The organism is Saccharothrix coeruleofusca, assembly GCF_014648515.1.
GTDB classification, from domain to species: Bacteria; Actinomycetota; Actinomycetes; order Mycobacteriales; family Pseudonocardiaceae; genus Actinosynnema; species Actinosynnema coeruleofuscum.
Window position 1 is genome coordinate 48,806 of record NZ_BMRG01000018.1, and the last position, 16,634, is coordinate 65,439.

The following is a 16,634-nucleotide window of genomic DNA, read 5'->3' on the forward strand; positions in this document are numbered from 1 at the left end:
TGTCATAAGTGGTGCCGAACTTGCCCGACGCTCCCGCGGAGCGCCCCCAGCATGAGAACCGGCAGTACCGCGCTGCCCACCAGGAACACCGGCACGTGGCCGTGCGGACCCCAGGCGTCCGCCGCGGTCTCGGCCACCGCGACGCAGGCGAGCAGCACACCGGAGGCGATGGCCAGCGGCCGGGCCGGACCACCGGTGCGGATCAGCACGAAGCCGAGGAAGAACGCGCCGCCGAGCAGGACGTGCCCGTCGATCAGCAGCGCGCCGTGCAGGGTGAGCGCGCCCGCCCACCGCAGGACCAGCAGGAGCAGCAGGGCGAACGCGCCCAACGCCACCAGGCAGGTGGTCAGCTCGCGCAGCAGCACCCGCCACACCGCCCGCTGGAACTGCGCGGGCCGCAGGTCGCCCCGGATCAGGTCGTCGGCCTGCTCGAAGACCCGGTTGGCCCGCCACTCGACCACGCCCATGCCGAGCACCAGCGGCGCCGCGGCCACCGCGAGGTCCACCGCCCCCAGCACGTAACGCGCGTCGGTGTAGAGCAGGAAAGCCGCGCACGCCGCCGCGTAGGCCGCGTTGGGCAGCGCGCCGCGCGCCAGCGCCGACCGCGTCGGCGGCCGGACGCCGTCGGCGTCGCGGGTGCCCCGAGTGGCGCGCCAGGCGAGCGCGAGCGCGAACAGCACCGAGACGCCGCCGAACAGCAGCACCACGGGGGCGAAGGCGTCGTCGTAACCCGATGCCAGGTGCACCAGGCCCGCCAGTCCCGCGGGCAGCATCGCCGCCAGCAGCAGCGGCTGCTCGCGGTGGAAGAGCAGAATCCCGTACGCCGCTTGGACAGCCGCTTGCGCCACGGCGAACAGGACCAGTGGCAGGCCGCCGCCCCACGGCAGGAGCGCGACCGCCCCGGCCAGCACCGCGGTCACGCCGATGCCGCTCATCACCCGCTGCGCCCGGTCGGCGCTGCCCGCCGCGCCGAGGCCGAGCAGCTGGTGCGCCACCCAGCTCGTGCCCGCGCCCCACACCCAGCCCACCGCGGTCGCGAGCACCATCCCGCGCGCCATGACCGGTCCGCCCAGCACGGCGAACACCGCCGGGTAGACCGCCGAGGGCATCAGGTACAGCAGGCCGTGCGCCGCGTCGTGCCAGGAACGCCGCGGCAGCGAGGTTTCCGGAGCGGGGACGGGGGTGCGCGGCAGCCGCTGGAAGACCTCCTGCGCCAGCGCGAACACGTCGGCCGCCCCGTACTGCTCGACGGCCGCCTGGTCGGTGACGCCCTGGCTCTCCAGCAGCGCGGCGACCTGCAGCTCGTCCACCGGTGCGGGCAGCAGCGGCTGGACCCGCCCGACCAGGTCCGCGACGCTCATCCGGACCTGCCCAGCAGCGCGAGCTCGGCGTAGCGGGCCTGGTAGCTGTCGTTCCAGCGCTGGAGCGTGAAGTTCTCCATCACCCGCTGCCGCGCCCGCTGCCCCAGCTCGCGCCGCAGGCCGCCGTCGGTGAGCAGCCGCAGGCACGCCCGCGCCACCGCGGCGTGGTCGCGCGGCGGCACGACGAAACCGGCGTCCCCCACCGCCTCGGACACGCCGCCCACGTTGGTGCAGACCGTGGCCCGGCCGGTGGACATCGCCTCCACCACGCTGAACGGGAAGCCCTCGGACACGCTGGTCAGCGCGACCAGGTGGCCTGCGTGGTAGGCGTCGACCTGTTTGGGGATCAGCCCCTCGAAGACCGCCGAGCCGGACAGCCCCAGCTCCTCCACCAGCGCGACGCAGCTCGCGTGGTAGCCGCGGTTTGCCGCGGTCACCGGGCCGAACATGCGCAGCCGCGCCTCGGGCAGCTCCCGGCGCACCAGCCCGAACGCGCGGATCAGCGTGTGCAGGTCCTTGAGCGGGTCGATCCGGCCGACGAACACGATCGTCGGCACGTCCGGTTCCCCTTGGGCCACCGGGAAGTCCTCCGGGTCGATGCCGTTGTACATGGTGCGCATCCGCTTCTCGTCGGCGCCGTTGCGCAGCTGCCAGCGCCGGTTGTAGCTGGAGTGCGGGGTCAGCATGTCGCAGCAGCGGTAGGCCGCCCCGGCCAGCGCGCGGTGGAAGCTCAGCAGCAGCACCTTGACCGGCTGGGGCAGCGGCTCGGCGACCATGCCCAGGTACCGCTCGCGCAGGTAGACACCGTGCTCGGACATCAGCACCGGGGTGCCGTAGGCCCACTTGCTGGCCATCGCCACGAGCGCGCTGACCCCGTTCATCGCCAGGTGGCACACGTCCGCCCGGATGGGCGGGTGGAACAGCGGTCGCAGCAGGTGCGCCAGCAGGTCGGTCGCCATCGCCGCGTCGCGCAGGGACAACCGGGTGCCCGCCTCGGCGGCGACGTCGATCAGCCTGCCCACCGCGTCGTTGGAGGTCAACGCAGGCTCCGGGTCCGCTGACCGGGACAGGTCGAACAACCGCCGCAGCGCGGCCAGCAGCGCGTCCGCGCTGTCCGCGGTGTGCGGCACGAACGACCGGAGGAGAGCTTCGTGGGCGGCGGTGAAGTCCGCGGAGCGACTTCTTTTCCGCCGCCGGGGTCTGCCCCACAGCGGCAGGTTCACCACCTCCACCAGGTTGTCCGGCGCGGGCCACGTCGGCCGTTCGGAGCCGTCGACGGTCAGCGCGACGGCGGTGAAGGCGTGCTCGGGCATCCCGCGCACGAGCTGGTCGCACCACAGGCTCACCCCGCCGGGGTGGAACGGGTAGGTGCCCTCGGAGATGAGCGCGATCCGCAGCGCCCTGGTGCCCGCTCCGGTGTCCGGCCGGATGTTCGTGGTCTGCGCGGGGCCGGTGATCGCGCCCCGGTGCTGGGAGGTGGTCATGGGCGCGGGCTCGCCATCAGGGTGACCCGCTCGCCACCGGTCAGGCCGACCCGCGCCACCGGGTCGGAGCCGTAGGTCTCGCCCTCGTCGGCGGAGCGCTGGTCCTCGTCGGTGGCCGGGCGCTGCTGCACCCCGGTGAGGAACAGCGCGCCGTCGGCGCCGGGGACGTAGTCGATGGCGCCGGTCGCCCGGTTCCACACCGCGTCCCGGCGGGTCGACAGCTCCGCGAAGTGGGCGTTGCGGCCCTGCACGTACCCCGCCAGCGCGAGCCAGTCCGGGTTCTTCAGCGGAACCCGGTAGTAGGCCGCGTACTTGTCCACGGTGGCACCGATCCAGTCGAACGCGAGGCTGCGCCCCGGCGCGTGTTCGTGCAGGTTGCCCTGGTGCAGGGTGTGGGCGTAGGCGGAGCCGCTCACCAGGTGGCGCAGGGCCACCTCGGCTTCGGCGTCCACGAACTGCTCGTAGGTCAGGTCCTGGTCGGCGTGGTCGGGCGCGCGGCCCTCGCGGCCGTACTCGGCGTTGTAGAGGACGGTCTGCTCCTCGGGCGTGGTCGCCTCGAAGGCGACGTTGGTGGGCCAGTCGGGCACGACGAACAGCTCCGGCCGCAGCGGGTGGTCGATGCCGCAGTTGAAGCAGGCCGGGCGGTGGCTGTCGAAGGACATGTTGCCCTGCACGTACCGCACGCCCAGGTCGTGCGCGGCGTCGAGCATGGCCTTGTTCGACGCGGCCAGCCCGAAGTCCGTGGGCGGGTCGAGCGACTGCGGGTCGGGGTTGTAGACGCCCAGCCCGGAGTACTCCGGGGTCTTGAGCACGGTGGGCGGGACCGGCAGCCCGGCCGCGGCGGCGATCTCCAGGTTCGTGCTGATCTCGGTGCGGCTGACGTCGTAGGAGGTGTCGTTCATCTGCGGGTGGGTCGAGGTGTGGTTGATCCACCGGAACTGGTCGACCAGCCGCTTGGAGCAGCTGCTCAACGGGTCCGGCGTGTCCTTCTCCTCGCACGTGGCGGGCGCGCTGGTGTTCAACCTGCTGCCGTTGTAGGGCAGGTTGAGCGTGAAGGCCGACGCCACCGGGCTCCGCTCGCGCAGGGCGCGCTGCTGGGCGGCGACCGAGGCCGCTTCCGCGCCGCTGAGCCGGAACAGGTCCTTGCCGCCGTCGGCGCGCAGCCGCAGCGTGGCGTTGAACCAGTCGTCGACGTCGACGCTGAACCAGTGCCGGTGCTCGCCGAGCAGCACACCGTGCGTGGCCCAGCGCACCATGCCGTAGCCCAGCAGCAGCGCGGACATCGAGTCCGGCCCGGTGGCGAAGGTCAGCGCCAGGCGCTCGCGCCCGTCGGGCGCCTTGGCGACCACCGCGACCACGTCGTCCCCGGCGGAGAGCAGCGCTTGCCCCGCGCAGCCCTCCGCCAGGCGGGCGCGGTAGAGGTGGGAGTCGGACAGCGGGATGCGGGCCTGCGGGGCCAGGTAGTCGAACAGGTCCTGACCGGCCGGGGTGAGCGTCAGCGGCACCGGGTCCCGGCCCACCGGTCCCTCCCCGCGGATGCGCAGGCAGTGGTCCTCCGGCGTGGTGCCGGGGTAGGTGTTCAGCGAGACCTGGCGGACCCGGTACTCGCGCTCGTAGTCCCACAGCACCGCCCACTGCGCGTCGTCCAACGCGCTGGCGTACGCGCCGTCGGCTTGCTGGCGCAGCAGGGCGTTGTTGGTCAGCAGCACGGCGTTGTACCGGCCGGTGCCGTCGGGGTGCACCAGCCGCTGCGGCACCAGCGGCTCGGTGCCCGCGAGCAGCACGTCGTAAGGCGAGCCGATGCCGTCCAGCACCGCCTTCCAGGTGGCCAGGCCGAAGTCGTCCGGGCCGGTGGCGACCACCAGCTGCCGCAGCGCCACCAGGTCCCCCCGACCCGCCGCGCCCCGCGGCGGGTCGGTCAAGCGCACCGGCACCTGCTGCTTGGCCGCGACCGGCACCGGGACCGGCGGGGGCGCCGCGCCGTCGCGCGACGGCGCGGCGCCCCCTGGACCGGGACTGGACGGGCTCACCGCGGTGATCACCCCGATGGCCAGCGCGAGAGCGGCCAGCAGGGGTCCGCGCAGCCCCAGTCGTGATCGGGACGCGGTCATGCGCGGGGCGTCGCCGTGGCCACGAGCTGGGTCCCGGCGGTGATCGGGAGCTGCACCACGGTGTCGGTGCCGTACCGGTCGGTGGTGCCCGCGGTGGAGGTCACGCCGGTGAGGAACAGCGAACCGGTCGTGGCCGGGGTGAAGGTGACGCTGTTGGTCCCCTTGTCCCACACCGCGTCCCGCTTGGCGGCCAGTTCGGCGAAGTGCGCGGTGCGCGCTTTCACGTAGGTGGACAGCGCGGGCCAATCCGGGTTCCGCAGCGGCACCTGGTAGTTGGCGGCGTATTTCGCCACGACCGCCTGCAGCCAGTCGAAGGTCAGGCTGCGGTTGGCCGCGTACTGCCTGAGGTTGCCCTGGTGCAGGGTGTGCGCGTAGGCCGAACCGCTCATGACGTGCTGCAGCGCCACGTCCGATTCATAGTCGAGCAATTCGGCGTAGGTGAGGTTGTGGTCGTGGTAGGGGAACCTGCCCTGCGGCCCGTACATCTGGTTGTAGAACAGCGTTTCCTCGGCGGGCGCGGTGGTGTGGTAGCCGATGTTGGTCGGCCAGTCCGGCACGACCATGATGGAGGACTTCAAGGGGTGGTACAGACCGCAGTTGAAGCAGCTCGGTCGGTGGCTGGTGAACGACATGTTGCCGTGCAGGTAGCGCACGCCCAGGTCGTGCGCGGCGTCGAGCATGGCCTTGTTCGACGCGGCCAGGCCGAAGTCCGTCGGCGGGTCGGTGTCGGGGGCGTTGGGGTCGGGGTGGTAGACACCCAGCCCGGAGTAGGCGGGGGTCTTGAGCACGTCGGTGGGCACGGTCAGCCCGGCCTGCCTGCCGATGGTGAGGTTGTCGCCGATCTCGGCGCGGCTGACCGCGTAGTTGGTGGCGTTGAGCTCGGGGTGGTTCACCGTGTGGTTGAGCCACCGGAAGTTGCCCGACAGGCACTTGGAGTAGCTGGTCAGCGAGTCCGGGGTGCCCGTCGAGCTGCACAGCGAGGGTGCCTCGGGGACGAGGTCGCCGCCGTTGTAGGGCAGGTTCAGGGTGAAGCCCGCCGCCTGCGGGTAGGCCGCGCGCAGGGCGTTCTGCTGGGCGTGGGTGCCGTTGGCGTCCGAGCCGCTGAGCCGGAAGCCGGGATCGGTCTCCAGCCGCCCGTCGGGGTGCAGGTGGTCGCTGGAGTTGAACCAGTCGTCCACGTCGACGTTGATCCAGTGCCTGCGCTCGCCCACGAGGACCCCTCGGGTGGCCCAGCGCAGCAGGCCGTGCCCCAGCATGTCGGTCTGCGCCAGGTGCTCGTTGGAGGAGAAGGTCAGCGCCGCGCGCTCGCGTCCGTCGGTGGAGGTGCTGACCACGCCCAGCGCGTGACTGCCCGTGGTCAGCAGCGCCTGTGCGTCGCAGCCGGGGGCGAGGGTGGACCGGTAGAGGTAGGAGTCCCGGATCGGCACCGTCGCGGAGGACTTGAGGTAGTCGAAGAACCGGGCGCCCGTGCTGGTCAGCGACGCGTTGAGCGGACCGCCGACGCCGCCCTCGATGCCGGGGCGCAGGCAGTAGTCCTCCGGGAAGGTTCCCCACGAGGTGTAGAGGGAGACCTGGCGCACCCGGTAGGCGCGCTCGTAGGCCCACAGCGCCTGCCACTCGTCGGTGTTGAGCGCGCTGGTGTAGCCGCCCGCGCCGTCGGGGTGCAGCAGGGCGTTGTCGGTCAGCAGGATGGCGTTGTAGCGGCCCACGCCGTCGGGGCGCAGCAGCCGCTCACCGGTCAGCGGTTGGCTCCCGGCCAGCAGCACGTCGTAGGGGGTGCCCGCGCGGTCCAGCACGGCCCGCCAGGTGGGCAGGCCGAAGTCGGCCGAGTCCAGCGCGATCACCAGCACGCGCAGCGCGACCTTGTTCGGCTCGGCGGCGGCGGTGTTCGCGCTGGACGCGGGGGGAGTGCTCTTGGTCGGGGGGAGGGCGCCGTCCGACACCGCCAGCTTCGGCGGCGCGGGGGCCTTCGGCCGGGCGACGTCGCCCAGGATGATCCCGTGTCTGTGTCTGTCCGGGGCGCTTGCGTGCACCGCTGGTGGTAGTGCCGTCGCGGTGGCCACCACCGTTGCCAACAATGACGCGGTCCACTTCGCGCGCACGCGTGAGGTAACCACGGTGTGATCCCTTCGGGAAGTCGTTGAATTCCGTACTTCTGCGGATTTCCCCGCTCTTCCGGGGCGGTTCCGCTGCCTCCCCGCTCGTCGGGGAGGGCGTGCAGAGCTGGTGGCGACCCTCGGCGGTTATTCCCGGTCGGTTGTCCCATCGGTCTCCGCGGGGCACTGGGCGAAGTGGTGCGGCGGAGCATCCGAGAGCATCCGACCTCCCCCTGTTCAGGGCATCTCGGGACGCGCAAAGAGAAGATATGCGCGATCCGCAGGAGGGGGTACCGCGCTTCGCTCGATATTCCTTTTGTTTTCAGGAGTAGCGGCGAGAGCCGAACGGCCCACCGGAGCCCTGGGGCCGGATGGCGAACTCGGCGGTAACCGGGCCCCTTATTCCGCACATTTCGTCAAAATTTCCGAGACGCCCGGCGGGTGCCGGCGGATGTGTGATCCGCCGTCTTTACCGGCCCGCCCGACGCCCGCGCACGTCCTTTATCGAGACGTGACTGTTGCGGTACCGGTTCGTGGCACAAACAGTCCGCGGGGAGCGCGGTGCGCCCCGGCGGGGTGGTGTGAGTTGGCTCTCAGGTCGCCCAGTCGCGTTGGGCTGCTTGTTACGAATAGCTGGCAACAGCGGGACGAGGGGGCGGTGTGGTGCGCGGGTTCACCCGGAGTGCGGCGGTGCTGTCCGCGGCGGCGGTCGTGGCGGCGGGGTGCACGGGAGGCGCCGACGGCGCGGCGGGCCCGGCCCCGACCGAGCTGAGGCTGGCCATCGGCGGCGAGTCCGAGGAGGGCTACGACCCCACCCTGGGGTGGGGCCGCTACGGGGCGCCGCTGTTCCAGTCCACGCTGCTGACCCGCGACGCCGACCTCGGCATCGCCAACGACCTGGCCACGAACCACTCGGTGAGCTCCGACGGTCTGGTCTGGACGGTCGACATCCGGACCGACGCCGAGTTCACCGACGGCACGCCGCTGACCGCGCGCGACGTCGCCTACACCTTCACCACCGCCGCCAGGAGCGGCGGCCTGACCGACGTGACCGCGCTGAAGGAGGCCGTCGCGGTCGACGACGACACCGTCGAACTCCGGCTGACCGCACCGCAGAGCACGTTCGTGAACCGGCTGGTGTCGCTGGGAATCGTGCCCCAGCACGCCCACGGCCCCGATTACGCGCGCAAGCCGGTCGGCTCCGGACCGTTCGTCCTGGAGCAGTGGGACGAGGGCCAGCAGCTGATCGTCCGGCGCAACGACGGCTACTACGGCGCCAAGCCCGCCTTCGAGCGCGTCGTGTTCGTGTTCACCGGTGAGGACGCCACCCTGGCGGCGGCCAGGTCCGGCCAGGTCGACGTGGCCGCGCTGCCCTCGTCGCTGGCGGGCTCACCGGTGCCCGGCATGGAGCTGGTGCGGGTGACCTCGGTGGACAACCGGGGGATCATGTTCCCCTACGCGCCCGACACCGGCCGCAAGAGCGCCGCAGGCCACCCCATCGGCAACGCCGTGACCTCCGACAAGGCGGTGCGCCAGGCGGTCAACGCGGCGCTGGACCGCCGGGCGCTGGTGGACGGCGTGCTGGCCGGGTTCGGCAGCCCCGCCACCGGCCCGGTCGACGGGCTGCCCTGGCACGAGCCCGCCTCGGCCGTGCCGGACAACGACCCCGACCGGGCGCGGCAGCTGCTGGAGTCCGCGGGCTGGACCGACGCCGACGGCGACGGCACCCGCGAGCGCGGCGGTGTGCGCGCGGAGTTCACCCTGCTCTACCCGGCGGGCGACTCGTTGCGGCAGGGCCTGGCGCTGGCCGTGGCCGACATGCTCGAACCGGTCGGCGTCGCGGTGACGGCCAAGGGGGAGAGCTGGGAGGTCATCCGCACCCGGATGCACGCCGACGCCGTGCTGTTCGGCTGGGGCAGCCACGACCCCACCGAGATGTTCAACCTGCACCACTCGGCCCTGGCGGGCACCGAGCTGTGGAACCCCGGCTTCTACGCCAGCGCCGAGGTCGACGCCCACCTCGACGCCGCCATGGCCGCCACCGACCCCGAGCAGGCCACCGCGCACTGGAAGGCCGCGCAGCACGACGGCCGGGGCAACGGCTTCGGCCCGGCCGCCGACGCGGCCTGGGCCTGGCTGGTCAACCTGGAGCACACCTACTTCGTCGACTCCTGCCTGGACGTGGGGGAGCCCGGCGTCGAGCCGCACGGCCACGGCTGGCCGATCACCTCGGGCATCGTCGGCTGGCGCTGGAAGTGCTGACCGCGCTGGCCAAGCGCCTTGGCAGGCTGGCGCTGCTGCTGGCCGCGGTCGCGGTGGCGTCGTTCGCCCTGATGGTCAACTCGCCGGTCGACCCGGTCGCCGCCTACGTCGGCGGCGACGTGGCCGCGCTCGGGCCGCAGCAGCGGGCGCTGATCGTCGAGCGGTGGGGCCTGGACGACCCGGCGCCCCAGCGCTTCCTGACCTGGCTGGGCAACCTGGTGCGGGGCGACTTCGGGCACTCGCTGACCTTCAACCGGCCGGTGCTGGAGGTCATCGGCGACAAGTTCCTGACCAGCCTCGCCCTGATGGCCCTGGCCTGGCTGCTGTCCGGCCTGCTGGGGTTCGCGCTGGGCGTGGTGGCGGGCGTGCGGCAGGGACGTGCCGCGGACCGGGTGATCACCTGGTGGGCCTACACCCTGGCCTCCGCGCCCACCTTCTGGGTGGGCCTGCTGCTGCTCTACGTCTTCGCGGTGAGCCTGAACTGGGCGCCGGTGTGCTGCGCGGTGCCGATCGGCGTACCCGCCGCGGAGGTCGGCCCGCTCGACCGGCTGCACCACCTGGCGCTGCCCGCGATCACCCTCAGCGTGGTGGGCGTCGCCCCGGTGGTCCTGCACACCCGGCAGGCGGTGGTCGCCACGATGGCCTCCGACCACGTGGCGTTCGCCAGGGCGCAGGGCGACCGGGGGCTGGGCCTGGTGCTGCACCGGGTGGTGCGCAACGCCGCCGCGCCCGCGCTGCTGCTCCAGTTCGGCTCGCTGGGCGAGCTGTTCGGCGGGTCGGTGCTGGCCGAGCAGGTGTTCTCCTACCCCGGTCTCGGCGCGGCCACCACGACCGCGGCACTGGGGCAGGACGTGCCGCTGCTGCTGGGCATCGCGCTGTTCACCACGGTGCTGGTGTACGCGGGCAACGCCATCGGGGACCGCGTGCACGCCGTGGTCGACCCGCGGGCCGACCACCGGAGGTGGCGGTGAGCAGCGGGATGAGGTGGGACCGTCGCGGGAAGACGCTGGTCATGCTGGCGCTGTCGGTGCTCGTCGTGGCCGCCGTGGTGATCGCGGGCGCGGTGGCGGAGGAGGCCGCGCGGACCACCGCGCTGGCCGAGCGCAACGGCCCGCCCTCGGTCGCGCACTGGTTCGGCACCGACTGGCTGGGCCGCGACGTGCTGGCCAGGGTGCTGGCGGGACTGCGGCTGAGCCTGGTGGTGGGCACGTCGGCCGCGGTGGTCTCCGCGGTCATCGCGCTGGTGCTGGCCTGCGCCGCCACGGTGGGCGGACCTCGGGTGGACGCCGCGGTGGGCTGGCTGGTGGACCTGTTCCTGGCGCTGCCGCACCTGGTGCTGCTGGTGCTGCTGGCCTTCGCGCTGGGCGGCGGCACCCAGGCGGTGGTGATCGCGGTGGCGGTGACCCACTGGCCGACCCTGACCAGGGTGCTGCGCGGCCAGGCCAGGCAGGTGGTGGGCTCGGACTACGTTGCGGTCGCCGCGCAGCTGGGCCGAGGCCGGTGGTGGATCGCGCGCGAGCACGTCGCCCGGCACCTGGTCGGGCACTTCCTGGTCGGCACCGTGCTGCTGTTCCCGCACGCCATCCTGCACGAGGCGGCGCTGTCGTTCCTGGGCCTGGGCGTGGACCCGGCGGAGCCCTCGATCGGCGTGCTGCTGGCCGAGTCCATGCGCTTCCTGTCGGCGGGCGCGTGGTGGCTGGCCGTGCTGCCGGGCGCGTGCCTGCTGCTGGTGGTCAAGGCGGTGGACGGGATCGGCGAGAACCTGCGCGCCCTGCTCGACCCGAGGAGCCACCACCGGTGACCGCGCTGCTGGAGATCGACGCGCTGGGCGTCTCCTTCGACCAGTACGACCGGGGTCTGCGCCGCCGCACCGTGGTCGCGCTGTCCGGGATGGACCTGACCGCGCACCGGGGGGAGCTGGTCGCCCTGGTCGGCGCCAGCGGTGCGGGGAAGACCCTGCTCGCGCACGCCGTGCTGGGGATGCTGCCGCCCAACGCCACCGAGACCGGCGAGATCCGGTTCGACGGCAGGCCGCTGGACGTTCCCGCGCGGCGCGCGCTGGCGGGCCGGGAGGTGGCGCTGCTGCCGCAGTCGGTGACCTTCCTGGACCCGGTGGTCCCGGTCGGCCGCCAGGTGCGCCGCTCGGCCGAGCTGGCGGGCCTGCCCGACCCGAGGGGCGCGGCCACCGCCGCGCTGGCCACGCGCGGGCTGGGCCCGGAGGTGGCCCGGATGCACCCGCACCAGCTCTCCGGCGGCATGGTCCGGCGCGTGCTGGCCGCGATGGCGATGATGGCCGACCCGAGCCTGGTGCTGGCCGACGAGCCCACGCCCGGCCTGCCCGAGGAGGCGGTCCGCGCGGTGCTGGCAGACCTGCGCCGCACCGCCGACGAGGGTCGCGCGGTCGTGCTGATCACCCACGAGCTGTCCGGGGCGCTGGAGGTGGCCGACCGCCTGGTGATCTGCCGCGGGGGTCGCACCGTGGACGAGGCCCGACCGGCGGACTTCCGCGGCGGCGGACCGTCCCACCCGTACACCAGGGCGCTGTGGCGGGCGTTGCCCGCCAACGGGTTCGGACTGCCGGAGGACGCATGACGCTGGAGGCGCGGGACGTCTGGTTCCGCTACGGCCCGCGAGACCCGTGGGTGGTGCGCGGCGTGTCGCTGGCCGTGGCGGCGGGGGAGGTGGTGGGGCTGCACGGGCCCAGTGGCGCGGGCAAGAGCACCCTGGCCAGGCTGCTGGCCGGGATGGCCGCGCCGAGCCGGGGGCAGGTCACCGTGGACGGCCACCCACCCCGACCGAACCGGCGCGAGCGACGCCCGAACCCGGTGCAGCTGGTCTTCCAGCACGCCGAGCTGGCGGTGGACCCGCTGTGGAAGGTGCGCGCCACCCTGGCCGAGACCGGTGCCCCGGACGAGGTGATCGCCGCGCTGGACCCGGAGCTGGTCCCGCCCCGGCTGCTGGACCGCTTCCCGCACGAGATCAGCGGAGGGGAGGCCCAGCGGGTCACCCTGGCCAGGGCGCTGCTGGCCAGGCCGCGCTTCCTGGTGGCCGACGAGATCACCGCCAACCTCGACGCGATCACCCAGGCGGGCCTGTGGCACTCGCTGCTGGCCGCGGTCCGGGCGGAGGGCATCGGCGTGCTGGCGATCTCCCACGACCGCCCCCTGCTCGACGCCGTCGCCGACCGCGTCCTCGACTTCGCCGACCTCTCCCGCGGAGCACGGGCCGGGACGCCGTGACGCCCTCGCCCCACCCCGCGGGGCTGGTCAGTTGGCGGTGGAGCCGAGGGGTTCCTGGAACAGCACGGCGGGCGCGCTCGCGCGGCGCTGCGGGGCGACCACGACCGGCGCGGTGAGCACCGGCGCTGAGTCCACCGCGGAGTCCGTCCTGGCGTCCACCGCGGCATCGGCCAGGAAGTCCACCGCGGGGTTCGCGCCTGCGTCCACCGTGGACTTCCGGCGCGAGTCCACCGTGGACTTCGGGGCAGGAGCCTGCGCGCTCGTGGTGGGCGCGGCCAGTTGCTGCTGGGCCTGGGCGATCCACAGCAGCCACATGCCCTCGTCGCGGTGACCGCGGAACTCCGCCTTCAGCCCGGCCAGCGCGCCACGCGCGCGAGCGGCCAGCACGGGGTCTTCGCGCACGGCGGCCCACGTGGCCCGCGCGGCCGCGTCCCTGGCCTTCACCAGGTGCCGAACTTGTTCGGTCAACTCCCGCGCGGACAGGGCAGACCACGCCGCTGCGATCTTCTGTGCCTTGTTCACGACGTCATCCTCTCCGAAGAGAAGCCCTCGACGCCGCAACTGTGCAATGTAATCAACACCTCGTTTTGAATCCTGCCCGAACGGGAACTAATGGGAACTCCCTGGCGTTCAGCGATGGGCGAAGCGCACCCTGGTCGTGGTGCCCTCCGGGGTGGTGTGCGTGCGCACGAGGTCGGCGAGGTGGTTGACCAGCAGCAGGCCCCGTCCGCGTGGCTGCTCCGGTGCGGCGGGCCTGCGCCCGGCCAGCGGGTCGGTGATGTGGCCGCGGTCGCTGGCCTGGCAGAACAGGTGCGTCCGATCGGCCCAGAGCCAGGCCGTGCCGGTGCCGCCGCCGTGCAGCACGCTGTTGGCGGCCAGTTCGGTGACCACCAGGCGCACCTCGTCCACGCGGTCCGGCGGGAAACCCAGCTCGCGGGCGTGCTCGGTGGCCAGCGCGCGCAACCGGGCCGCGGGACGGGGCGAGGACAGGTCGACCGGGGTGGCGTGCGCGGGAGGGGGCGGCAGCGGGCGGTTGTAGGCCCGCACCACGTGCTCGGGCGCGTAGTGGTCGCTGGCGCGCTCCACGCCCCCGTCGATGAGCACCGGGTGGGTCATCTCGGAGTCGCGCAGGGCCTGCCCGCTGAGCCCTCGCACGTCGTACGGGCACAGGATGGCCACGTCGCGGCCCGCGAAGGAGTAGTTGATCAGCGCTTCGTGCTGGGCGCAGGCGGGGTACTCGGCGGCCGAGCGCAGCGGCCAGATCGGCTCGCCGACCAGGCGCACCCGCCGACCCCGGTGCGGGTCGGCGAACGCGCGCAGCACGCCGGGGATGATCCGACCGGGATTGCGGCCCACTCGCGTCATGTCCAGCCAGCGCACCCGCTCGGCGGCCGGGCCCAAGGCGGCGCGCAGCGCGGCCAGCCGAGGAGCGGGCACCGCGACGGCCACCGGCTCGTCGCGCGCCAGCCCCTCGGTGATGAACGGGACGACACTTCCGAGGTAGTCGTCCTCGCCGCGGTAGAACAGGGCGGGATGCGTGAAGGGGCCTGTGTGCGGAGCAGGTGCGGTGGTCATGGCATTCCGCTTCACGGGGAGGACGGTTCACCCCACGCGGTGCGCCCGCCGGTGGGAGGGGACCAGGGGTGGCCCGTTCATTGACGGTAACACAGGGCGCGCGGGTCACCCGGTCGCCGCGGGTGGCCGGACCAGCGGCCGGCGTGGTCGACTGGCCTCCGACGGGACGTGTGAGGGGGTGGCGGTGGAGGAGCAGGTGCAGTTGTCGATCGACGTCGACGACCGCGGTGGTGGCGGGCCGGTGGTGGTGGCGGTCGCGGGAGAGCTGGACTTCGCCACCACACCGGCGCTGCTCGACGCCGCGGTGCCGCTCGCCGAGGCGGGCCGCGAGCTGGTCCTGGACCTGGACGGCCTGGTGTTCTGCGACTCCAGCGCCCTCAGCGCGCTGGTGCGCCTGCACAAGGCGGCCACCGGCTCGGGTGGCTCGCTGCTGCTGGCCCGTCCGCGCAGCGCGGTGCTGGCGGCGTTGCGGATGGCCACGCTGGACCGGCTGTTCGCCATCAGCGACGGTCCGCCGCCCGGCGGTGCGCGCCGCTGACCGCCGGGCGCGGGTTACCGACCGCCGACCCCCTCGGGCGTCCGGGATGGCGGCGCGATCCGGCGCGCGACCGCGGGCTGGCCCAGCAGCACGCCCACCAGCACCAGCGCGAGCCCCAGGTGCCGGCGACCGGTCAGCGCCTCGCCCGCCAGCAGCGTCCCCAGCAGGACGCCGGTCACGGGGTTGAGCAGGCCGATGAGGCCGACCGCGCCCGTGCCCAGGTGCCGCAGGCCGGTGAACCAGGCGGTGAAGCCCAGCGCGGTGGCCACCGCGCAGAGGTAGCCGAAGCCGAGCAGGCCGCCGGGGGTGAGCGTCGGGGGAGCGCCCTCGACCACGAGCGCGGGCACGATCAGCACGCCGCCGTCCGCGAGCAACTGCCAGGCCGTCATCGGGAGCACCGGCAGGTTTCGAACCCCATCTCCTGGTCAGGACGTGCCCGAGGGCGGACATGACCATCGCGGCCACCGACGCGAGCACGCCGAGCGGGTCGACGGCCTGGGCGCCGGTGGCGAGCAGCAGCACCACGCCGAGCACCCCGATGACCGCGCCGACCGCGGGTGGCGTGCTCGGGCGCTCTGCCAGCAGCGGTCCCGCCAGCAGCATCGTCACCATGGCCGACCACGTAGCGCGCATCCAGGCGGAGTGGGCCCGCGAGCGCCCTGACGTGGACGTGACGCCCCAGGGCGTCATCGGCCGCCCGCACCGCCTCGCGGCGCTGCTCACCGAGGAGCTGTGCCTCGTCTACCGCAGGCACGGGCTGAGCGAGGGGGCGTTCGACGTGCTGGAACCCGCTGACGCCCAACGGCTGGAAACGATCCTCACGACCTTGCTGGCCCGCTTCGGGTCCCCGCCCACGCCGTAGCCGCCCACCTCCGCGAGTCGGACGTCCACGACTCTCGAGTTCGACGTTCGGGTGGAAACCCCGCGCTCAGCGCGCGCTCAGCTCGCACCCAGCCCCGCCTCCTAGCTTCGAGTCGATCGCTCTTCCAGGCGAGCGACTCAGGAGGGGATGGGCCATGAAGGCACGGATCAAGAGGGGGGTCGCCGCGGCGGCCGTGCTCCTGTCCGCCACGACGGCGATGGTCGTGGGCTCGGCGAGCGGCGGCAGCGCGGACGCGCCGCCGTCCCTGCGGGCTTACGGGATCACCGCCGACGGCAAGCTGATGTTCACCTTCACCACCGATCACCCGCAGGTGTTCGACTGGGTCCGCACGGTGACCGGGCTCAGCGGCCACGACACCGCGCTGGTCGGTTTGGACTTCCGCGTGCAGGACGGTGCGTTGTACGGCGTCGGCAACTACGGCGGCATCTACAAGATCCCGGTCACCGGCGACGCGGTCACGAAGGTCTCCCAGCTCGCCGTGTCGCTGGAGGGCAAGAACTTCGGCGTCGACTTCAACCCCGCCGCCGACCGGCTGCGGGTGATCAGCGACACCGGGCAGAACCTGCGCCACAACCTCAACGACGGCACCACGATCAAGGACAAGCCGCTCAACCTCAACGGCGCCACCGCCACCGGGGTCACCGCCGCGGCCTACACGAACAACGACCTGAACAGCAGCACCGGGACCACGCTGTTCGACATCGGCACCGCCGGCGATCAGGTGCTGATCCAGTCGCCGCCCAACGACGGCACGCTGGCCCCGACCGGATCGCTCGGAGTGGACGCCGGGGTCAACGCCGGGTTCGACATCTACAGCAACCTGGTCGGCGGCAAGGCCGACTCGCTGCTGGCCTTCGCCGCGCTGAACACGATGAGCGGATCGGCGTTCTACACCATCAACCTCCTCAGCGGCGCGGCCACCGCGGTGGGCAGCTTCCCGCTGTCCGTCGGTGACATCGCCGTCGCGCTCAACCCGCCGTACTGACCCGCACCCGAGCACGGCGAGCCCGTCCCCACCGCGGGGGCGGGCTCGCCGTGCTGGTCGGGTGGTGCAACCACGGCTCCACATCTGCCCGGCAGTCCCG

At 73.2% G+C, this 16,634-nt stretch carries 15 protein-coding genes; 8 read left to right on the forward strand and 7 right to left on the reverse strand.

Annotated features, from left to right (window positions below; translation table 11 throughout):
• Nucleotides 1–2: 2 nt before the first annotated feature.
• The 4 genes from IEZ00_RS29945 to IEZ00_RS29960 are packed head-to-tail and all read right to left on the reverse strand — an operon-like array spanning nt 3 to nt 6,989.
• Entirely contained in the window at nt 3–1,361 is a 1,359-nt protein-coding gene (locus IEZ00_RS29945; protein ID WP_189226721.1) for a hypothetical protein, read from the reverse strand.
• Nucleotides 1,358–2,845 carry a GT4 family glycosyltransferase PelF gene (pelF, locus tag IEZ00_RS29950; protein ID WP_189226722.1) on the reverse strand — a complete coding sequence of 496 codons (1,488 nt, stop codon included), beginning with the start codon at nt 2,843–2,845 and terminating at the stop codon, nt 1,358–1,360. The genes IEZ00_RS29945 and pelF overlap by 4 nt, the downstream gene beginning before the upstream one ends.
• Nucleotides 2,842–4,956 carry an Agd3-related carbohydrate-binding protein gene (locus IEZ00_RS29955; protein WP_189226723.1) on the reverse strand — a complete coding sequence of 705 codons (2,115 nt, stop codon included), beginning with the start codon at nt 4,954–4,956 and terminating at the stop codon, nt 2,842–2,844. Before IEZ00_RS29955 ends, pelF begins: the two co-directional genes overlap by 4 nt.
• A complete protein-coding gene (locus IEZ00_RS29960; RefSeq protein WP_229796224.1) occupies nt 4,953–6,989 on the reverse strand; it encodes an Agd3-related carbohydrate-binding protein in 2,037 nt (678 codons plus the stop codon). The genes IEZ00_RS29955 and IEZ00_RS29960 overlap by 4 nt, the downstream gene beginning before the upstream one ends.
• 726 nt (nt 6,990–7,715) lie before the next feature.
• On the opposite strand from IEZ00_RS29960, the gene IEZ00_RS29965 reads away from it, so the two are divergent.
• The 5 genes from IEZ00_RS29965 to IEZ00_RS29985 are packed head-to-tail and all read left to right on the forward strand — an operon-like array spanning nt 7,716 to nt 12,553.
• Nucleotides 7,716–9,314: an ABC transporter substrate-binding protein gene (locus IEZ00_RS29965; RefSeq protein WP_229796225.1), complete on the forward strand. Its 1,599-nt coding sequence runs from the start codon at nt 7,716–7,718 to the stop codon at nt 9,312–9,314.
• Entirely contained in the window at nt 9,308–10,285 is a 978-nt protein-coding gene (locus IEZ00_RS29970) for an ABC transporter permease (protein WP_229796226.1), read from the forward strand. Before IEZ00_RS29965 ends, IEZ00_RS29970 begins: the two co-directional genes overlap by 7 nt.
• 8 nt (nt 10,286–10,293) lie before the next feature.
• Nucleotides 10,294–11,115: an ABC transporter permease gene (locus IEZ00_RS29975; RefSeq protein WP_189226726.1), complete on the forward strand. Its 822-nt coding sequence runs from the start codon at nt 10,294–10,296 to the stop codon at nt 11,113–11,115.
• On the forward strand, nt 11,112–11,906 hold the full coding sequence (locus IEZ00_RS29980) for an ATP-binding cassette domain-containing protein (protein WP_189226727.1): 795 nt from the start codon (nt 11,112–11,114) through the stop codon (nt 11,904–11,906). Before IEZ00_RS29975 ends, IEZ00_RS29980 begins: the two co-directional genes overlap by 4 nt.
• Nucleotides 11,903–12,553 carry an ABC transporter ATP-binding protein gene (locus tag IEZ00_RS29985; protein ID WP_189226728.1) on the forward strand — a complete coding sequence of 217 codons (651 nt, stop codon included), beginning with the start codon at nt 11,903–11,905 and terminating at the stop codon, nt 12,551–12,553. Before IEZ00_RS29980 ends, IEZ00_RS29985 begins: the two co-directional genes overlap by 4 nt.
• 27 nt (nt 12,554–12,580) lie before the next feature.
• On the opposite strand, the gene IEZ00_RS29990 is transcribed toward IEZ00_RS29985, so the two are convergent.
• Complete coding sequence (locus IEZ00_RS29990; protein WP_189226729.1) at nt 12,581–13,075, reverse strand: hypothetical protein; 495 nt, start codon at nt 13,073–13,075, stop codon at nt 12,581–12,583.
• A gap of 108 nt (nt 13,076–13,183) precedes the next feature.
• A complete protein-coding gene (locus tag IEZ00_RS29995) occupies nt 13,184–14,128 on the reverse strand; it encodes an anti-sigma factor RsbA family regulatory protein (RefSeq protein WP_189226730.1) in 945 nt (314 codons plus the stop codon).
• Between the two features lie 184 nt (nt 14,129–14,312).
• Between IEZ00_RS29995 and IEZ00_RS30000 the strand changes: the two genes are divergently transcribed.
• The gene (locus IEZ00_RS30000) at nt 14,313–14,666 is read left to right on the forward strand and encodes an STAS domain-containing protein (RefSeq protein ID WP_189226731.1); all 354 of its coding nucleotides are present in this window, start codon (nt 14,313–14,315) and stop codon (nt 14,664–14,666) included.
• A gap of 14 nt (nt 14,667–14,680) precedes the next feature.
• On the opposite strand, the gene IEZ00_RS37345 is transcribed toward IEZ00_RS30000, so the two are convergent.
• A complete protein-coding gene (locus tag IEZ00_RS37345) occupies nt 14,681–15,055 on the reverse strand; it encodes an EamA family transporter (RefSeq protein ID WP_229796227.1) in 375 nt (124 codons plus the stop codon).
• Nucleotides 15,056–15,114: 59 nt separating this feature from the next.
• On the opposite strand from IEZ00_RS37345, the gene IEZ00_RS37350 reads away from it, so the two are divergent.
• Both IEZ00_RS37350 and IEZ00_RS30015 read left to right on the forward strand, forming a co-directional pair.
• The gene (locus IEZ00_RS37350; protein WP_229796228.1) at nt 15,115–15,528 is read left to right on the forward strand and encodes a hypothetical protein; all 414 of its coding nucleotides are present in this window, start codon (nt 15,115–15,117) and stop codon (nt 15,526–15,528) included.
• Between the two features lie 154 nt (nt 15,529–15,682).
• Nucleotides 15,683–16,534, forward strand: coding sequence for a DUF4394 domain-containing protein (locus IEZ00_RS30015; RefSeq protein ID WP_189226732.1), 852 nt, complete (start codon nt 15,683–15,685; stop codon nt 16,532–16,534).
• Nucleotides 16,535–16,634: the final 100 nt, after the last annotated feature.

Excerpts from the sequence above, each read along its gene's own strand:
- IEZ00_RS29995 (WP_189226730.1), bottom strand. The coding sequence starts at position 14,128 with ATGACCACCGCACCTGCTCCGCACACAGGCCCCTTCACGCATCCCGCC.
- IEZ00_RS37345 (WP_229796227.1), bottom strand. The coding sequence starts at position 15,055 with ATGACGGCCTGGCAGTTGCTCGCGGACGGCGGCGTGCTGATCGTGCCC.
- IEZ00_RS37350 (WP_229796228.1), top strand. The coding sequence starts at position 15,115 with ATGACCATCGCGGCCACCGACGCGAGCACGCCGAGCGGGTCGACGGCC.
- IEZ00_RS29945 (WP_189226721.1), bottom strand. The coding sequence starts at position 1,361 with ATGAGCGTCGCGGACCTGGTCGGGCGGGTCCAGCCGCTGCTGCCCGCA.
- IEZ00_RS30015 (WP_189226732.1), top strand. The coding sequence starts at position 15,683 with ATGAAGGCACGGATCAAGAGGGGGGTCGCCGCGGCGGCCGTGCTCCTG.
- IEZ00_RS29975 (WP_189226726.1), top strand. The coding sequence starts at position 10,294 with ATGAGGTGGGACCGTCGCGGGAAGACGCTGGTCATGCTGGCGCTGTCG.
- IEZ00_RS29955 (WP_189226723.1), bottom strand. The coding sequence starts at position 4,956 with ATGACCGCGTCCCGATCACGACTGGGGCTGCGCGGACCCCTGCTGGCC.
- IEZ00_RS29985 (WP_189226728.1), top strand. The coding sequence starts at position 11,903 with ATGACGCTGGAGGCGCGGGACGTCTGGTTCCGCTACGGCCCGCGAGAC.
- pelF (WP_189226722.1), bottom strand. The coding sequence starts at position 2,845 with ATGACCACCTCCCAGCACCGGGGCGCGATCACCGGCCCCGCGCAGACC.